Source organism: Myxosarcina sp. GI1(2024) (genome assembly GCF_053543375.1).
This window is the reverse complement of sequence record NZ_JBKGTY010000001.1, coordinates 977,867-994,839: the sequence shown is the minus strand read 5'-3', so window position 1 is coordinate 994,839 and position 16,973 is coordinate 977,867. Positions and strand designations below refer to the sequence as shown.

The following is a 16,973-nucleotide window of genomic DNA, read 5'->3' as shown; positions in this document are numbered from 1 at the left end:
AATTGCAATTAAGCCCTTTGGTTACTGCTACTTTTGCTTGCCATTAACGATAATGATTCTCTTTGCGAAATCATCGATTACTGTAAGCTCAAGCCAACGCAGAGTAACGAAAAAACACCTTAATTATTTAATGTTTCATTACTCTACGCATACTCTATTGCCAATTACCAATCGAGCTACGCAGAAAGGTTTGAGATCGAGTAGTCCTGAAGGTTATCAAGACTATTTCCCAGTAAAGTTTTCACCAACTTTCTAAACTTCAAACTGAAGTAGGGAAAGATAACAAGTTACTGTTTACAAGTTCATTTATACAATGCAGTTAGAAATCATAGCATCAAGTTTTGTAAATTATTGCTGGTTAATATTATATTAATTAATATTAACCAGTTTCGGATTTTTAAGGTGCTCTAACTGCCATAATCTTTGCTCAGTCTAGCTTTAGTTCTACGCCAAAACCTACGAGCAGAACTTTTTCGAGGGGTTGCCCTTGAGCAGGACGCAGATAGTTAATTATTTTGCGGATTCGTAACTTGGGATTGGTGAGGATAATCGAATCAATGGAGACAACGCTGGTATAGTTAGTTGTCATTAACAATTCTTTAGTAACAGAATTAAAACAAAAATGAGAAACAACCGGTCTGGCTTCTTCATAGGCGCGATCGCGTAAATAATCTCCCTCGAGCAGCGAACCAGTTGCCGTAGTCGGTACGAACATCAAGTTTAAATTCTGTGTGACCTCTTCTCCTGTTTCTGAGATCGTGTAAAAACTTAAATTAAATCCCGGCAAATTATCCAAATCTCTAACTAAATCATAGTCATTATCTGCCAAAACTTTGACTTTTTGCTCGGTATTTAACGGTCGAACTTGAAAAGTAGTTTGCGAGCGTTCGACTTGCTGCTCGGACAAATAGTGATAGGTACGTTCTGTTTTCCAGCTACCAATGCAGTCTTGAAAAAACTGTTGAAAAATAGAATCTTGCATTCAAATTACCGATAAAATTACGGCGATCGCACAATTCCGCGATAAATACCTGGGTCGAATATTTTACATTAAAGTCTTAATCAGACAAATGTTTTCCACAACAAAAATTGCTTTTCCACAGATTTAACCATAGTTTTCCACAAACCCTAAAGAATTAGTTAACGACAAATTACCGTAAAATTAATGTATTGAGATTACACAATTTGAGTTCTTATAGTTCTAAGCTTCATCATAAGCTTCAATATCTAACAAATGAAAATATGGTTTAGCTAGTTCTTCTCGCTGAAAAGCGATCGCCCGAAGTAAATGCCAATCTTCTAAAGCTTCAAAAGGAGTATTGTATTCATCTTTTTCTAAACGATTAGCCAAAATTGCTACATCTTCTACCGTCAAATCGTTTATGCTGCGTCCGGACAACTTTATAGTATTATTCATTGTTAATTTTCCCAGAAAGCAATCGAGCCAAAAGGTGGACTTCAAACAAATTCTAACTTAGGATGTTGCTTTGAGATCGAATTGCTCGTTTTACAAATTTTTTAGATTTGTCATTTTCTTAACAATAATCTACACTTGACATTTTCAATTATGGTAAAAAAAAATTGGCTTGAGAAACAGGTTGACTTTTAGGTTCTTAAATGTAGGACTGTTATATTAAGAAAGAAATCAACTATATCTCTCGATGCTCAAAGTAGGCTTCGCTGTCGAACGGTCGAGTAAAGACTAATTGCCTAGTCCGCTAGCGGGCAAATAAATTTTGCTCTATTGCGACACAGCCGAGCTTTATTGAAGAAACCATAATTCTAAAATGTCAGACTTTAAAGGTTAATTTTCCTGAAATATAAGGAGTGAGGAGTGGGTAAAATTAAAACAATTCTTAAAGCTGTTGGTATTGGAACTGCTATAGCCCTGGGTAATGTGACTTTAGCGAGTGCGGCAGAATCACCTAAGTCCAACCAACGTCAAGACAGTAGACAATCGTCCGACTCGCAGTTTAACTCTCATATTTTGGCGACTGAAACCTCATTACAAGTAGTTCCCTCCCAAAGATCTAAAATAATCGTTGATGTTGACAAAAGTTTAACTGCTAACCATTCATCTAGCTTCGATTCGCTTTCTGGGGAAGAATTGTCTCCAAGAAAAGCCCGTTCTTTTGCCAAGAGGCAATTTTCAGAAGCTCAGTCACCTTTGCCAGCTCTAGTGGCGCAGAATTATGTTATCGGGGAGATAAACCTGGACAAAAACTCCCCGCTTACAGGGTTTCGAACGAACGATACTTCACAGCTCTTGGTCGATAAACTCAGACAAAAGACCCCTACTTCTGTGAATAACGAACCCAGGGAAATAACCTCTGACTCTATGCCGAAGCTATCTCAGTCTACACCAACACTACCAGAAAATGACCGTAACATTCTAGAGGCAACCGAAGAACCGATTCCCAATCCAGAAGTTCTCGATCCCAGTTCTTATCCCCTGCAGTTTCCTACTAAGCCCGAAGAGGTCGATCTCGAAGCCGCACAACCGATTACTTTAGAACAGGCACTCGAACTAGCACTGAGAAATAATAGAGATATACAAGTATCGCGTCTCAACTTGGAGCGATCGCAAGAAGAACTCCGTCAAGCAAGAGCGGCACTCTATCCAACTTTTAGTACTCAGCTACAAGTTCAAAATGCTCGCCCTGCTAGTGGAGATATACAAGAAATTGAATTTGAAGACAGTCCTTTTACCACGGTCGAACCTAATGAAACCTCCAGCGATTTTACCGGACAGGTATCCGTTAACTACGATATCTATGCTGGCGGAGGAAGGTCGGCAGATATTCGCCGCGCTAGAAGACAATTGCGTTTTAATCAACTAGATTTAGAGACGACCGTCGCACAAACTCGTCTCGACGTTGCTACCGACTATTACGATTTGCAAGATAGCGACGCTCAAGTCCAAATTCAACGCGCTGCGGTTGAGGATGCCCAACAAACCTTGAGGGATGCTCAGCTTTTAGAACAGGCAGGATTGGGTACCCGATTTGAGGTGTTACAAGCCGAGGTAGAATTGGCTCAGGCGCAACAACAATTGACTACCGCTCTAGCGAACCAAAACATTGCTAGAAGACAACTGGCAGAAACTTTGAGTTTGGGACAACAGGTAAATTTAAGAACCGCCGATGCGATCGAACAAACTGGTGTTTGGGATTTATCTCTAGCAGAAAGTATCGTACTAGCTTATAAAAATCGTGCTGAGTTAGAACAGTTTCTCTTGCAAAGAGAAATTAACGACGCGCAGAGAGAAATTGCTCTGGCGACGATCCGACCCCAAGTCAGCGTGACTGGCAGTTACGACGTATTCAACGGTTTTGATGATGATGTCGACCAACTGGGAGATGGTTATACTGTTGCCGCGATCGTACAGTGGCAGTTTTATGACGGTGGTGCAGCTCGTGCTATAGCCGATCAGGAAGAGACCGATATCGATATTGCTGAAACTCAGTTCGCCGACCAGCGCAACTTGATTCGGTTTGAAGTAGAGCAAGCTTTTTATGGACTAGAAGCCAACCAGGAAAACATCGATACGGCAACTAGAGGAGTAGAACTTGCTGAAGAAAGTCTAAGATTGGCAAGACTGCGCTTTCAAGCTGGAGTAGGTACGCAAACTGATGTTATTGATGCTCAAACAGCACTAACTCAGGCAAGAGGAGATTTGGTTAGTGCGATTATCGATTACAACCAATCTTTTGCTCAAATACAGCGAGCGGTTACTAATTTACCCGACAATAGCTTGTTCGATTTGCCATAGTCTATATGCGCTCTCCCTGGCTAGGAAAATAAGCAATCAGTATCGGGTCGGGGCAAATCAAACTAGAGACAGGGAAATGACGCATAGGAAGAGGGTAAATCTCAGCTAATTTTTTTTAAAACAACTATTTTACCCCGTATCGACGGCAAATCTTATCATTTTTACTACTACAATACCGCCAAATTTCCTCCTAACGGGACTTTGACAATTTTTACCTATCAAAAAGGGGTGAAAGCCTCACCAGACGGCGATTTTACCTCGTCGAGGTAAAATCGCCTGAAACCCAGATATATTAAGAATTTAGCTGTTTTGAGGTTAAACAATTGATATATCAGGCTTTCACCCCATTTTGAACCCAGTTTTTTGTCAAAGTCCCGCTAATATCTTTGCTTCCTGTCTACTTTAACTAGCAACAGAACTGCTGGCTCTCCAAATAGGGCAATCGCCTAGATGCGCAATTCCATCATTTTTTGTACTGCTTCGGCGATTTGTTCTGGCTGTACGATGGTCAATCTTTCTAAAGCACCGTTGTAGGGAGTAGGAATATCCTGGGACGACAGACGCAGCACTGGGGCATCCAATTCATCGAATAGCTGTTCGTTAATCAAAGCGACTAGCTCGGCAGCAATCCCACCTGTTTTCATACATTCTTCGACAATAATTACTTTATGAGTTTTTTGTACTGACTCGCGAATTGTTTCCATATCGAAAGGCTTGAGAGAAATTAGATCGATAATTTCAGGATCGTAACCATGTTTTTCGATCGCTTTTAAAGCCTGAGTGCAGTGGTGGCGCATCCGCGAATACGTCAGTATGGTAACATCTTTACCCTTACGGACAATTTCTGCTTTGTCTAAGGGTACGATGTATTCTTCTTCTGGTAAATCGTCTTTGAGATTGTAAAGTAAGACGTGTTCGAAAAATAAAACTGGGTTGTCATCTCGAATGGCCGCTTTTAATAACCCTTTGGCGTTGTAGGCAGTAGAACAGGCAACAATTTTTAAACCCGGTACTGCATGAAAGTAAGCTTCTAACCGCTGAGAGTGTTCGGCCCCTAACTGCCTGCCTACTCCTCCCGGTCCTCTAATTACCATGGGAATTTTAAAATTACCACCGGAAGTATAGCGTAGCATTCCCGCATTATTGGCAATTTGGTTGAACGCCAGCAACAAAAAACCCATGTTCATCCCTTCAATAATCGGGCGCAAACCCGTAAGAGCCGCCCCTACTGCCATACCGCAAAAACTATTTTCGGCGATGGGAGTATCTAATAAGCGCAGATCGCCATATTTTTTATACAGGTCTTTAGTAACTTTGTACGAACCGCCGTAATGTCCGACATCTTCTCCCAAGACAAAGACAGTATTATCCCTTGCCATTTCTTCGTCTGTCGCTTCTCTTAAAGCGTTAAACATCAAAGTTTCAGCCATAAATAATTATCTAACCTCAGCAAAAATTAATCCTACCACTATCTATATACACACAAATGTAACTTAGATTAGTTTGTCAAAATCCAAGTATCTTTGCTACCACCACCTTGAGTAGAATTAACTACCAAAGAATCTTTGACTAGAGCGACTCTGGTCAATCCGCCAGGAAAAGCATAGAGGCGTTCGCCTTGATGTAAGACAAAGGGGCGCAAGTCTACGTGTCTGCCTTCTATGATGCCATTAACTAATGTGGGAATTCTAGATAGAGCAATGGTCGGTTGGGCGATATATTCTCTGGGTTGTGCTCGAATTTTCTCGGCAAAGGATGTTCTTTCTTTTTTACTTGCCTGAGTTCCGATTAACATTCCCTTGCCTCCTTCTTCACTAGCTGATTTGACTACCAACTTATCTAGATTATCTAAAACATAGGCGCGATCGCTCTTTTGCCAGCAGAGGTAGGTAGGAACGTTGGCAAGGAGAGGTTCTTCCCCTAAGTAGTAGCGAATCATTTCTGGTACGTAGGCATAAATTACTTTATCGTCTGCTACTCCCGTACCGATGGCATTAGCTACAGCCAGTTTTCCTTGTTGACATAAAGCGATAATTGCTGCCGTACCGCTTTGATGGTTATTTCCTGGGAGATCGTCGAGCAGATTGGTCTTAGCGCGAAGGTAGAGAACGTCGATCTGCTGCGGGATGGCAGCAGTATGCAGCTTTAAATAGCCATCAACGATCGCCAAATCTTTGGGCTCTACCAAATAAGCACCCATTTCTTGGGCTAAAAAGGAATGTTCGAAATAGGCAGATTCGTGACAACCTGGAGTTAATACTGCTATAGTCGGCGATTCGCTTCTAGGAGAACTATCGAGCAGAGTGTTAAGTAACTGCTGCGGATATTCTGACAGTGATTCAATTGCCACTCCCTCGCATAATTGGGGTAGAGTTTGCTCCATAGTCGAGCGATTGTAAAGCGCGTAGGCAACGCCAGAAGGTATCCGAAGATTATCTTCTAGCACGAACCACTTACCATCTTCGTCTCTAACTAGATCGATACCGCTAACCTGACACCAAACACCATTGGGTGTCTTGATGCCCAGGCAGTCGGGTACAAAGCCAACTGCAGAGGTTACGATATCTTCAGGAATGATGCCATCGTTAATTATTCGCTGGCGGTCGTATACATCGGCACAAAATAAATTGAGAGCTAAAACTCGTTGTTTTAACCCTGCTTCTAACTGCTGCCATTCCTTCGCTGCAATAATTCTGGGAATAATATCGAAAGGCAATACTTGTCTGTTACCGTTGACGATAAAAATAGCTCCCAATTCCTCTAAAGTTTGTTGCGCCTGTCGTTGAATATTTTCTAGTTCTGCCAACGACTGTTGCTGTAGCCATTCAACTACTGCCACGAGGTGCGATCGCGGTTTACCGGTAGCCGCAAAATACTCATCATAAAAATTTTCGGTACTATAAGAATCTAAGAGCACGGTTTTATAAATTTTTTCAGCTTAAAGCACAATCAAAATAATTTTATACCAATGATTGGAGCCGGCTCCGCAATCTTAGGGTGGAGTAATCTCTAAATCATTTACCGTCTGCTGCCAGTTGTTTATTGCTAATTGTTATGACTATAGCTACCGCTACTACTCTCATCAGTGAAGAAGAAGCTCAGACTTTAATCGAATCGGCGATCGCCGATTCGGAAGCAGAAGGGGTATTTGTCAGCCTGAGCGCCAGTGAAGCGGCTCTCAGTCGCTTTAGTGAAAATCAAATTAGTCAAAATATTCGCAAAAATAAGTTCAATTTGACAATAACTAGCTATTTTGGCAAGCGCAGTGCTTCTGCCTCCACTACCGAACTCGATAAAGATGCTATTCGCCAAACTTTACGCCGTTCGGAAACTTTAGCCCGTTTTGCCCCTGAAGACCCGGAATGGGTAGAATTATTGCCCCCTCAAGCATATGAAGCTAGAGTTCCAGCTTTCGATCGCCTTACTGCCAATCTATCTCCCTTGGATAAAGGGGCAATGATTCAAAAAGTTTGTTCTCTAAGCAAAAATGCCAAGGTCAACGGTTCGGGAACTCTGAGTACCGATACTTCCCTATACGCCATCGGTAACTCTCGCGGATTACTCGCCAGTAATTGCGGCACCGAAGCCAATTTCAGCTTTACCGCTCGTCTGGAAAATGGTTCTAGCTGGAGTAGACGCACGGCTTGGAGTGTATCCCAGTTGCCTATTGAAGAGACAACTACCAGAGTTATCGACCGGGCGATCGCTTCAGCCAATCCCCGAGAAATTCAGCCGGGAGACTATACGGTTATTTTCGAACCTGCGGCAATGAGCAGTTTACTACCCTGGGTAATATGGAATTTAGATGCGAGGGCAGCAGATGAAGGGCGTTCGTTTATGTCTCGTAGTGATGAATCTGGAAATAAAGTTGGCGAACGATTGTTTAGTCCCCTCGTCCAGGTACAGCGCAATCCCGCTCATCCTCTGTTGCAGTCGGGACGATTTTTTAGCAATGGTCTGCCCAATACCTACTTAGATGTCATCAAAGATGGTATTCCTCAAACTCTATCTTACAGTCAATACTGGGCAGAAAAACAGGGCAAACAGCCTACTGGTGCGATGTATCCCATGGTCATGACTGGCTCGACACAAAGTATCGAAGATTTAATTGCCAATACCGAAAGAGGGATTTTTGTCAGCCGCGCTTGGTACGTGCGCTACGTCAATCCTCGAACTCTAGAAGTAACGGGAATGACTAGAGACGGTACGTTCCTCATTGAAGATGGCAAGCTTGCCTATCCGGTCAAAAATTTACGCTTCAATCAAAGTCTACCTGAAATGCTGGCAAATGTTGTCGCTGTCAGTGCGGCGCAGCGTTGTGGGAGAAGCGTTATCCCTGGTTGCCAAGTTAATAACTTTCACTTTAGCAGTATTACTGACAGTGTTTGATAGGCGATCGCCTCAACAGTATCATTTTGAATAGCGATTGAAAGTTATCCTAAGTTACCGGGCTAGATTGGGATTTTATTGTCTATTTTGAATTAGCTCAGAGAAACCAAAGGAAAAGACTCGTTAATACTTACGGCAGCTGGCTCGATATAACTGGCAATAGTTCTTTGCAAATCTTCGAGTAAATAGGGTTTAGTTAGGTAGCGATCGCAACCTTCGAGTAAGAGGCGATCGCATTCTCTTTGACTGGTTATCGCCGTTACTGCTACGATGGGAATTTTTCTGGTTAGAGGATTTTTTTTCAGTTGGCGAACCAAACTCAAGCCGTTTTCATTGCTCAGCATGATATCCAACAAAATTAGTGCCGGCAGACGCAGCCCAATTACCGCTCTGGCTTCTTGTAAGTTGGTTGTCGCTACAAAAGTATAGTTTAAATAAATTAGTGCGTGAGAAATAAACAATAAATTGTCTTCGTTATCTTCAATTACTAAAATTGTCGGTTCTGTTTCATTTTGATAAGAATCTAAGTCCGATTTCATAAATTTAATTCGGTTTATTTACTAGAAATCTACAATTAATAATTTGACTGCCTAAACGTAAAAATCAGCTTTATCTCTAGGACTTATGCAATAAAACTAGGGATTGAGATGAGCAACAATAGACGATAAACAGAGGATTACAGACATTTTTAGTAATTAATTTTTAGTAATTATAGTGTGTCAGCCCCAATCTCATAAATCCACTGTAAACCAAATGGCGTTGGTTAGATGGCATTAGGTATTCCTTTATACTTATTTGATTGAGTTCGACGGATAAATCTTAACACAACACAATAAAATTAAACTTAACTTAACATTATCAGCTCCTCTAAGATCTTAATACTGAACGGAAAACTGCTGTAAAACATGAGAAAGTCAGACCATCTGACTTTTGCCAGTTATGGCGATCGCCTAAAAAAAATCGAAGGGTTTGAACTTGCCAAACCCCTCGAGCGAGCGGAGAAATCTATTTAACTTTTAGCTGTTTGAGAATTAAGCAAACCACTCTTCTACTGCTTCTTCCTTAGTATTAGTATTGCGAGAAGGAGTTTCGCGCTCGAACTTCATGTGAATCGAGCGGGTTTGCTCTCCGTCAGATGCAACAGCCTTGATAGGATAATCGATTAAACCATCTTGGAAAGACATCTGGAAACGGAAAGTACCGTCGGGATTGAGTTTGATTTGGCGATCGCCAATAGTAACGGTGGCATCGGGTTCGGTCGCACCATAAACGATCAGTTCCGCATCAGCAATTAGCCAGAACTTGCGAGGACGGGGTGGTACTACCTCGGCAGAAAAACCCACACCAGACATATTTAAGCCCGATACATTAGGCACTGCCCACATACCCACTCCAGAGGGGAATACATAAGAGCTAATTGCTTGTTCGGGAACCTGCTGCATCGAACCGAATAGAGAGCCAGCGACACGCATTGCTTCAGTAGATTTGGTCATGCCAAAGACGCGGTCGTAAATCTTGTTACCTTCTGCAATTCCATCTGCAGTAACGCTAGCTTGTTTCTTAGCGGGAGGAACTAGTTCGTAGAAGGTTTTGCCTCGTATATCTTCTTCCCAGTTAACGGTAATAAAAGCATCTTCAATCCAGTCAGAAGGATAGACAGGAGGAATACTAACTGCCGTCGAACGAGCTAAGACTAACCAACGACCATCAGCACAGCGATAGCCAATATCAGCAACGTAATTGCGATCGCTCACCGGAATCGGTAAGTACCATTCCCGTGCCATTTCATCACAGAGATACTCTTGAACGCTGTGGGGTGCTTGAGTATCAATGTTGATATCGGTAACGTCATAGAGACGCAGAGCTAGTTGCTGTCCGCCTTGACGGCGTAATTCTTCTTTACGCTCGTTAGGAACGTCCCAATAAGCATATGCCCACTGAGGATCGCGAGGCATCAAGACAATGCGGCTTTCGCCATAGCCATCGGGAAGGTCGCCTAAATCGCGGTCTACAGAAGTTAGAGAATCGTTTTGGTTGTCTTCTTGACCTACTTCAAATTTTGCAGCTTTCACTTCTTGCTCCTCGGTAACTACTGGTAAATTTGGTAAATTTTGAGAAAATCTTGCTTTTTCCGAACTTTTTATTGCTTCTTGGATGGCAGTCAGTAATTGCGCTTTTCGCATCCGACTGTAACGAGAAATGCTAAACTCGCTGGCAACTTTTCTAAGTTGCCTTAAAGTCATTTCTTCTAATGGTGGGCGTTCTTTTGCCATTTTAAGTACAGTCTCCAGTGGTGTAGACGGGGTTTAACTGCTGGTAGTTCTATGGTCTTCTTAAAAAAGTTAAATCCTTAAGTTTCTAAGTTTTTGCTGCTTAGAACGATCTCGATAAGGTTAATTGTCAACCAACAGTTGTTTACTTATCTTTTGGTCACAGATATTTTGCTCGGTACAGTGTTTTCTAAATTTGTACTTAAACTGCAAACAGCGAAATTTTTGCCTTTTACAAAAATCACAAAATTGTTCTGTTCGATCTACTAATGCAGATTAATCTGCGACTACTTAACTATATTTAACAAAAAAATTTCTTGGAGATCGAGGGGCGTAACCGAGAAAAAACGGCTGATTGACGAGTTTACTGGTGTTTGGGGATCGTAAAGTTATCATTTCATGACTTTTTGCCTGTCGTAGTCACCGTCTCGATGAGTTTGGGTAATAAACGGGATTAAATTCACTAAAAAAATTCGACCTGACCCCATAGTTTGCGGGCGATCCTATTGATGTCAACAAATTTTGACTTTGAGGGTTTCCGTCCCCTAGTAGGAAAACTCTTTCTAGTCTGAAAAGATCGGAAACCAACAACCCTACCTCTCTAGTCTCTGTGATTTACTTCCAAAAACGAGACGCTCTAGAAAACTCGAGCGTCCCTACTGAATTTTGAGTTGAAGAATGAGATGGATAAAGATTGTAAGAGATTGAAAAGCATCAATCGAGTCATCTTTGACCTTATCTCTTCTTGATTAGCCTATAGTTTGGCTAGCTCTTCAGCTACAGTATCTACTGTATAATAAATTTGTTCTTCTGTATGGTTGCAGGTTACAAAAAATCGCAATCGAGCTTCGTTTTGTGGTACGGAAGGATAAATCATAAAAGGAACGTTGATTCCTCGCTGAAATAAATGTTGAGATAATTGAATAGATTTGAGTGAATCCCCGACAATAATCGGGATTACCGGAGAATCTTTACTCATTCCCGTCTTTAATCCTTTAGCTCTAGCTAATTCCCAAAATAACTTGGCTCTAGTTTGTAAAAGTGTCGCCCGTTCGGGTTCGGTTCTTAACAAACGAACTGCCGCTAAAGTTGCTGCTGCGTTAGGAGGAGACATGCCGACGCTAAAGACAAAACCGGGGGCAGTATATTTTAAATATTCAACTAAAGCGCGATCGCCAGCAATATAACCACCACAGCTAGCGAAAGATTTGCTGAGTGTTCCCATCCAAATATCGACATTGCGAGGATCGACCCCAAAGTATTCACTAATACCGCGACCACTCTTGCCAATCGTGCCCATCGAGTGAGCTTCATCGACCATTAAAAAAGTTTTATAGCGTTGCTTGAGTTCGATAAATTGAGGTAGATTGGCAATATCACCATCGGTACTGTAAACTCCCTCGATAGCAATTAATACTCGTTGATAGCGTTGACGGCGATCGCTCAAGATTTTCTCTAACCCCTCAGTGTCGTTGTGAGGAAAAGCCACCAAACTCGCTCCAGAGAGAAAACACCCTTGTAGGATGCTATTATGACTGAGAGCATCGTAGATGACCAGATCGTTTTTGCCAAACAAATGACCGATAGTAGTAACATTCGTTGCATGACCGCCCACCATAACGATACTGTCTTCTACTCCAATAAAATTGGCAATTTCGGCTTCCAACTCTCGATGTAGGGGTTTTTCTCCCGAAATTAAGCGACTGGCACAGGCAGAAGTTCCATATAGGTCGATGGCATTTCTGGCGGCTTGGGAAACTATAGGATCGCCACACATACCAACATAGTTGTAGGTAGCAAAGTTAATTAGCTCCCTACCTTTAATGGTCGTTTTATCGTTAACTACTTTTTCTTGGGGAACAAAAAAGGGATTGCCATTACCTAAACTAGCTACTTGTTGCAACTGAGAGGAAAGCTTTTGATATTCGGGAAATTCTGCAAAAACATAGTTTTCTGGGGAAATTTTGGTGTCTCCCTCATTGGCAAGTGCGTCGACTTCTGAACTGGTAGTAGTTTCCTTTGCGGAAACGCGATCTAAGTTCGTAGCTAAATATTTAGCTAGAGTTTCGATATTTTGATAATCCCAAAGCAGAGTAGGGGAAAGCCGACAGCCGAGATAATTTTCTAATTCTCCTGAGAGGTTAATCGCTTCGGCTGAGTCTAAACCGTATTCGTCAAAATCTTGACTCACATCGATTTGATTGGGTTCGATTGCCAGTATTTGTGCCAGCTTGTCGATGAGCCAACCTTCGATGACTTCTGTTTTAGATGAATTACTAAGATTATGTAATGCACCATTTCTTAGAGAAACATTTTTGTTTTCCTTACCGTTCCAGATTCCATTTAATAGTGTCATTATTAACTCCTACACCACTTTATTTAGTAACTTCTGGTCTAGCCGACACTTTCCCAGACCATGCGCTCGGATACGATGGTTATTTTGCCACGAACCCCTGCTAAATACTAGTGTATTTAGCAGGGGTTCGTGTTGGTTTATTTACTTTCGATTGCTCGGCGACCTCATTCTGGTTAGAAAATAAATTATTAGATTTAGATTGAATCTATAACAAACCAGTGTAGATCGCCAATCGTCCGGCGAAAGATATTTTAGCTATTAGCTGGCAATATATTCACGGACATAAGAACGTCTTCTTCTTAGTTGTGATAGAGCTTGATGCTCTAATTGACGCACTCTTTCGCGGCTGAGACTCATTCTTTGACCGATTTTAGCTAAAGATAGTTCCTTGCCATCTTCTAGCCCAAAACGCAAAGATAGTACCTCTCGTTGTTGGGGTGTCAAATCCGCTAGAAGATCGTATAAGTCCTGCCTTAGCAGTTGCTGAGTGGCATAGTTGTCTGGAGAAATGCCGTCGTCTTCCAAGAGTTCGGACAATTCCGTATCTTGGTTATCGCCGACGCGTACATCCAGAGAAATTGGTTGGCGAGCAACGCTTAAATAATCACGAATTTGAGAGGTTTCTAAGCCTAGTTCTGCCGCGATTTCTCTTGGTTCGGCACTACGACCTAATTTTTGCGACAGTTCTCGTTGTGTTTTCTTGATTTTGTTAAGTTTTTCGGTAATGTGAATTGGTAAGCGAATCGTGCGAGCCTGTTGGGCGATCGCTCTAGTGATTGCCTGACGAATCCACCAGTAAGCATAGGTAGAAAATTTGTATCCTTTAGTGGGATCGAATTTTTCTACTCCTCTTTCCAAACCCAAACTTCCTTCTTGAATTAGATCGAGAAATTCCATGTTGCGCTTTTGGTATTTTTTAGCGATCGCTACTACTAGGCGCAAATTAGCCTCAATCATTTTTCTTTTTGACCGTTGTCCTATCTTGACAACCCTATCCAGTTCTACTTCACTCATTTGGACTTCGTTAGCCCACTCCTTCAGACTGAGTTGTCGATTTAACTTCTGTTCTAACTCTTCTTTTACTGCCAATAGGGTCATCATTTTCTGCACCTGCTTCCCATAAACAATTTCTTGTTCGTGGGTTAACAACGGTACCCTACCAATTTCATGCAGATAAGTTCTGACCATATCTGCCGAGTGGTTTGCTTTTTTGGTTGATTTATCTATTTTGGCTTTGGGCATCTGTACAGTTATGACTCCTTTGAAACGACCGTAAATTCCGTCGATTTAGCTGAATTTAGACATATTTATCTTTGTATTAACTATATTGATAATACGAATAGTTTTCGTTTTTTAGACAGTTGATATGTCAACTCAACTTTGGCGTTCGAATCTTTAGACGTTAAAAACTCGTTAAAGGTTCAATAAAAATTTGAACTAAAATTGCCTGACAATCTAACTTTAAAACGAGTTAGTTCGAGATATGCGACACTATTACTACTATTATTATTATGTACTAAAATTAGTCGTTACGTATAGATTTCAATTAGAGAGATTGCCGAACCGGTTGAGTGGTTTAATGTCGTATTTTCACGCATCAGATATCTGGCTCGTATTTATTTGAAGGCAAACTAAGCTTTACCTGAAAACTTACCGAAAAAATTTTTCTAGATCGACAGTAAAATCGAGAACGCCAACCAGCTTAAGAAACAGTAACGGGTTAATCGTAAGGCTTGGATGATTTTTTGGGTAGTAATGGATTCGATTGAGTTTCCCAACAAAGGTTTAATTTTAGCTACTCCTCGATAAAAATTAGTACCTCCCAACTGTACCTTCAAGATAGCAGCATATACACACTCGCTCCAACCTGAGTTGGGACTGGGATCGCTAGCTGCATCTCGCCAGCATAAAGCTAAAACTTTTAACAGCGAACCAGAACCCAAACTAAGAGTCAGTACCGTCAAGCGACAGGGGATCCAAGTTAGATAGTCTTCCAATCTCGCGCTAAACCAGCCCAAGTGACGGTATGGTTCGCGTCGATACCCTATCATTGAGTCGAGAGTGCTAGCAGCTTTGTAACCCAAAGCCAGGGGAACGCTTCCTACTGCTGGGATAAACGCGCCTAAAATAGCGTAAAACAGCGGCGCAGTAACCCCATCTACAGCATTTTCTGCTACTGTTTCGAGTAAAGCTCGCAGTATTTCTGACTCGGATAAATTTTCGGTATCTCTACCAACGTATAAGCTCAAACGGGAGCGAGCTGTAGCTAGATTCCCTTGAGTCAAAGGCTGCAAAACATCTTCTATCGCAAGTCGCAGGCTTTTGCCGGCAAAGCAGCTAGCCAGTAGCACTACTGCGATGATTTTACCCAGCCAAGGATGAATCCGATTTCCCAGCTCGATAATTCCCCAGCCAGCCAAGCCACTACCGATAATCATACTAGTACCCAGTAGGATTCCTCCCCAGCGACGCTGCCATGGTTTGAAAGTGCTAGCAATTATCCACTGAGACGAAATTTTAATTATCCCGCCCATAACTCTCACGGGATGCAGCCAATTCCAGGGATCGCCAATAAAAAAATCGGTAATGGCTGCCAGCAATAAGATCGATGCTGAAGGTTGAATGTCAATTGCAATAGTCAAGAATTCCGAATTTTGTGTACGTTAGCTTCCCAGTTTTTGCCATCAAAAGGTTCGATGGTAAATTGCGCCATCGCTTCGCCATCGAGAGTACGAATATTGACATCAATCATCTTGGGATGAGAACGGGGACGATAAAAAGCATGAATGCCACAAATCGAGCAAAATGTGTGTCGAGCAATATGGGTATTAAACGTATAGGTAGTTAAAACATTTTCTCCTCTAAGAAGGGTAAAATTTTCGGGAGGAACGATTAAGTGTAAAAAACCTTTCTTACGGCAAATCGAACAGTTGCAATCTTCTACCCTATAGCGATCGACTCTAACCTGAAAACGCACTGCATCACAGTGACAACCGCCTTGATAAATTGCTGCAGATTTTTCTTTACCCATTAATCCTACCCCAATCAAACAATAAAATTATTTTCTTCTCCTTGGGCTGCCTGACGACTGCGAGCATCGTAATATAAATCTGCTAGAGTAATATTATATAAAGCTTCTTTTAATTTTTGATGCAGTCTGCGCCAGAGAGTAAATGTTACCCAGTCTTCTGCAATATTTATATCGGGACTGTAGTTAGATAGAGGTTCAATAGTTTCTCCTACTGCTTCTAGAATTTTGCCTAAAGAAATTTGTTCCGGGCTGCAGGCTAATTGGTAGCCTCCATGAGCTCCTCTGATAGAAATCACTATGCCAGAACGCCGCATTTCTATCAATAACTTTTCTAAATATGGAGCTGGTAAATCCTGACGAAGGGCAATTTCTTTAACTGATGTCGGTCCGTATTCTGGCTGCAAACTAAGATCTAGTAGTGCTTTTACACTGTAGTGGCTCCGAGTTGTTAACTTCATGCAAATAATTAAGTTCCTAGATAAAATATTTTTATACATTTAATTTTATGTATTAAGCAAGTATTAATTTGATTTTCTGAGGTTCAAACTAGCTACTAAAAGTTTATTTTTTTAATTTAGTTATTTTTACATGAGAAGTGTAATATAGTTTTAGATGGATCTAACAAGATAAATATTATTGCCTTGGCATAACTTTAGCTAAAGCAAATCTGTAAACCAAACGTATAATTTAGTTGTCTTAAGTTGATGGCAAAAACAACCCAACCCAAACCTTTAGTTGGTCAAGAACTAATCGATAAAGTCAAAAAACTAGATAATCTCTCCAAAGAGGAAAAGGCTCGAGAATGCGGTTACTATACGGTTACTAAGAACGGTGTAGAACGAGTCAACATGATGAAATTTCTCAACGCATTAATCGATGCCGAAGGAATTGAGTTAGATAGCACCTCTGATGGTCAAGGTAGAGGTGGAAGATCTGCTAGCTACCGCATCAGCGTTCAGTCTAACGGTAATTTACTTATTGGTTCGGCTTATACTTCTAAAATGGGTTTAAAACGAGGAGATGAGTTTGAAATTACTCTAGGCAGAAAACATATCCATCTCCGACAAATAAATGGAGATGAACATGAAGAAGAATAAAATAACTTTTCAATTCGTTTATGGAGTTAACGGAAATTTTAACTAGCCTTTAAGCTAG

14 protein-coding genes are annotated in these 16,973 nt (G+C 41.4%); 3 read left to right on the top strand and 11 right to left on the bottom strand.

All coding sequences use genetic code 11. The features are described 5' to 3' along the window. Positions 1 to 427: 427 nt before the first annotated feature. Both ACLFKQ_RS04750 and isiD read right to left on the bottom strand, forming a co-directional pair. Positions 428 to 982 carry a phycobiliprotein lyase gene (locus tag ACLFKQ_RS04750; protein ID WP_448998719.1) on the bottom strand — a complete coding sequence of 185 codons (555 nt, stop codon included), beginning with the start codon at positions 980 to 982 and terminating at the stop codon, positions 428 to 430. A gap of 219 nt (positions 983 to 1,201) precedes the next feature. Next, positions 1,202 to 1,417, bottom strand: a complete 216-nt coding sequence (isiD, locus tag ACLFKQ_RS04745) for a protein IsiD (protein ID WP_448998718.1) — start codon at positions 1,415 to 1,417, stop codon at positions 1,202 to 1,204. A gap of 417 nt (positions 1,418 to 1,834) precedes the next feature. Between isiD and ACLFKQ_RS04740 the strand changes: the two genes are divergently transcribed. After that, a complete protein-coding gene (locus ACLFKQ_RS04740; protein ID WP_448998717.1) occupies positions 1,835 to 3,772 on the top strand; it encodes a TolC family protein in 1,938 nt (645 codons plus the stop codon). 446 nt (positions 3,773 to 4,218) lie between these two features. Here ACLFKQ_RS04740 and ACLFKQ_RS04735 read toward each other — a convergent pair whose 3' ends face one another. Together ACLFKQ_RS04735 and ACLFKQ_RS04730 are read right to left on the bottom strand one after the other, a co-directional pair. After that, entirely contained in the window at positions 4,219 to 5,202 is a 984-nt protein-coding gene (locus ACLFKQ_RS04735; RefSeq protein WP_448998716.1) for a pyruvate dehydrogenase complex E1 component subunit beta, read from the bottom strand. A 68-nt stretch (positions 5,203 to 5,270) separates the two neighbouring features. After that, positions 5,271 to 6,689, bottom strand: a complete 1,419-nt coding sequence (locus tag ACLFKQ_RS04730) for a circularly permuted type 2 ATP-grasp protein (protein WP_448998715.1) — start codon at positions 6,687 to 6,689, stop codon at positions 5,271 to 5,273. 137 nt (positions 6,690 to 6,826) lie between these two features. On the opposite strand from ACLFKQ_RS04730, the gene ACLFKQ_RS04725 reads away from it, so the two are divergent. Next, on the top strand, positions 6,827 to 8,161 hold the full coding sequence (locus ACLFKQ_RS04725) for a TldD/PmbA family protein (protein WP_448998714.1): 1,335 nt from the start codon (positions 6,827 to 6,829) through the stop codon (positions 8,159 to 8,161). A gap of 92 nt (positions 8,162 to 8,253) precedes the next feature. Here ACLFKQ_RS04725 and ACLFKQ_RS04720 read toward each other — a convergent pair whose 3' ends face one another. The 7 genes from ACLFKQ_RS04720 to ACLFKQ_RS04690 form a co-directional block, all read right to left on the bottom strand. Continuing rightward, the gene (locus ACLFKQ_RS04720) at positions 8,254 to 8,700 is read right to left on the bottom strand and encodes a response regulator (protein ID WP_448998713.1); all 447 of its coding nucleotides are present in this window, start codon (positions 8,698 to 8,700) and stop codon (positions 8,254 to 8,256) included. 492 nt (positions 8,701 to 9,192) lie between these two features. Further along, on the bottom strand, positions 9,193 to 10,434 hold the full coding sequence (locus tag ACLFKQ_RS04715; protein ID WP_448998712.1) for a DUF4912 domain-containing protein: 1,242 nt from the start codon (positions 10,432 to 10,434) through the stop codon (positions 9,193 to 9,195). A gap of 751 nt (positions 10,435 to 11,185) precedes the next feature. Continuing rightward, positions 11,186 to 12,787, bottom strand: coding sequence for an aminotransferase class I/II-fold pyridoxal phosphate-dependent enzyme (locus ACLFKQ_RS04710; RefSeq protein WP_448998711.1), 1,602 nt, complete (start codon positions 12,785 to 12,787; stop codon positions 11,186 to 11,188). A 258-nt stretch (positions 12,788 to 13,045) separates the two neighbouring features. After that, a complete protein-coding gene (locus tag ACLFKQ_RS04705; protein ID WP_448998710.1) occupies positions 13,046 to 14,029 on the bottom strand; it encodes an RNA polymerase sigma factor, RpoD/SigA family in 984 nt (327 codons plus the stop codon). Positions 14,030 to 14,454: 425 nt separating this feature from the next. Beyond that, positions 14,455 to 15,429 carry an adenosylcobinamide-phosphate synthase CbiB gene (cbiB, locus tag ACLFKQ_RS04700; RefSeq protein WP_448998709.1) on the bottom strand — a complete coding sequence of 325 codons (975 nt, stop codon included), beginning with the start codon at positions 15,427 to 15,429 and terminating at the stop codon, positions 14,455 to 14,457. Further along, positions 15,426 to 15,818, bottom strand: a complete 393-nt coding sequence (locus ACLFKQ_RS04695; RefSeq protein ID WP_448998708.1) for a GFA family protein — start codon at positions 15,816 to 15,818, stop codon at positions 15,426 to 15,428. The genes cbiB and ACLFKQ_RS04695 overlap by 4 nt, the downstream gene beginning before the upstream one ends. Before the next feature lie 14 nt (positions 15,819 to 15,832). After that, the gene (locus ACLFKQ_RS04690) at positions 15,833 to 16,276 is read right to left on the bottom strand and encodes an Rrf2 family transcriptional regulator (protein ID WP_448998707.1); all 444 of its coding nucleotides are present in this window, start codon (positions 16,274 to 16,276) and stop codon (positions 15,833 to 15,835) included. A 246-nt stretch (positions 16,277 to 16,522) separates the two neighbouring features. Between ACLFKQ_RS04690 and ACLFKQ_RS04685 the strand changes: the two genes are divergently transcribed. Then, positions 16,523 to 16,915, top strand: coding sequence for an AbrB family transcriptional regulator (locus ACLFKQ_RS04685; protein WP_448998706.1), 393 nt, complete (start codon positions 16,523 to 16,525; stop codon positions 16,913 to 16,915). The last annotated feature ends 58 nt before the right edge of the window (positions 16,916 to 16,973 follow it).

Coding starts and splice junctions, on each gene's coding strand:
- ACLFKQ_RS04715 (WP_448998712.1), bottom strand. CDS start 10,434: ATGGCAAAAGAACGCCCACCATTAGAAGAAATGACTTTAAGGCAACTT.
- ACLFKQ_RS04690 (WP_448998707.1), bottom strand. CDS start 16,276: ATGAAGTTAACAACTCGGAGCCACTACAGTGTAAAAGCACTACTAGAT.
- ACLFKQ_RS04735 (WP_448998716.1), bottom strand. CDS start 5,202: ATGGCTGAAACTTTGATGTTTAACGCTTTAAGAGAAGCGACAGACGAA.
- ACLFKQ_RS04710 (WP_448998711.1), bottom strand. CDS start 12,787: ATGACACTATTAAATGGAATCTGGAACGGTAAGGAAAACAAAAATGTT.
- ACLFKQ_RS04725 (WP_448998714.1), top strand. CDS start 6,827: ATGACTATAGCTACCGCTACTACTCTCATCAGTGAAGAAGAAGCTCAG.
- ACLFKQ_RS04750 (WP_448998719.1), bottom strand. CDS start 982: ATGCAAGATTCTATTTTTCAACAGTTTTTTCAAGACTGCATTGGTAGC.
- isiD (WP_448998718.1), bottom strand. CDS start 1,417: ATGAATAATACTATAAAGTTGTCCGGACGCAGCATAAACGATTTGACG.
- ACLFKQ_RS04695 (WP_448998708.1), bottom strand. CDS start 15,818: ATGGGTAAAGAAAAATCTGCAGCAATTTATCAAGGCGGTTGTCACTGT.
- ACLFKQ_RS04705 (WP_448998710.1), bottom strand. CDS start 14,029: ATGCCCAAAGCCAAAATAGATAAATCAACCAAAAAAGCAAACCACTCG.
- ACLFKQ_RS04685 (WP_448998706.1), top strand. CDS start 16,523: ATGGCAAAAACAACCCAACCCAAACCTTTAGTTGGTCAAGAACTAATC.
- ACLFKQ_RS04720 (WP_448998713.1), bottom strand. CDS start 8,700: ATGAAATCGGACTTAGATTCTTATCAAAATGAAACAGAACCGACAATT.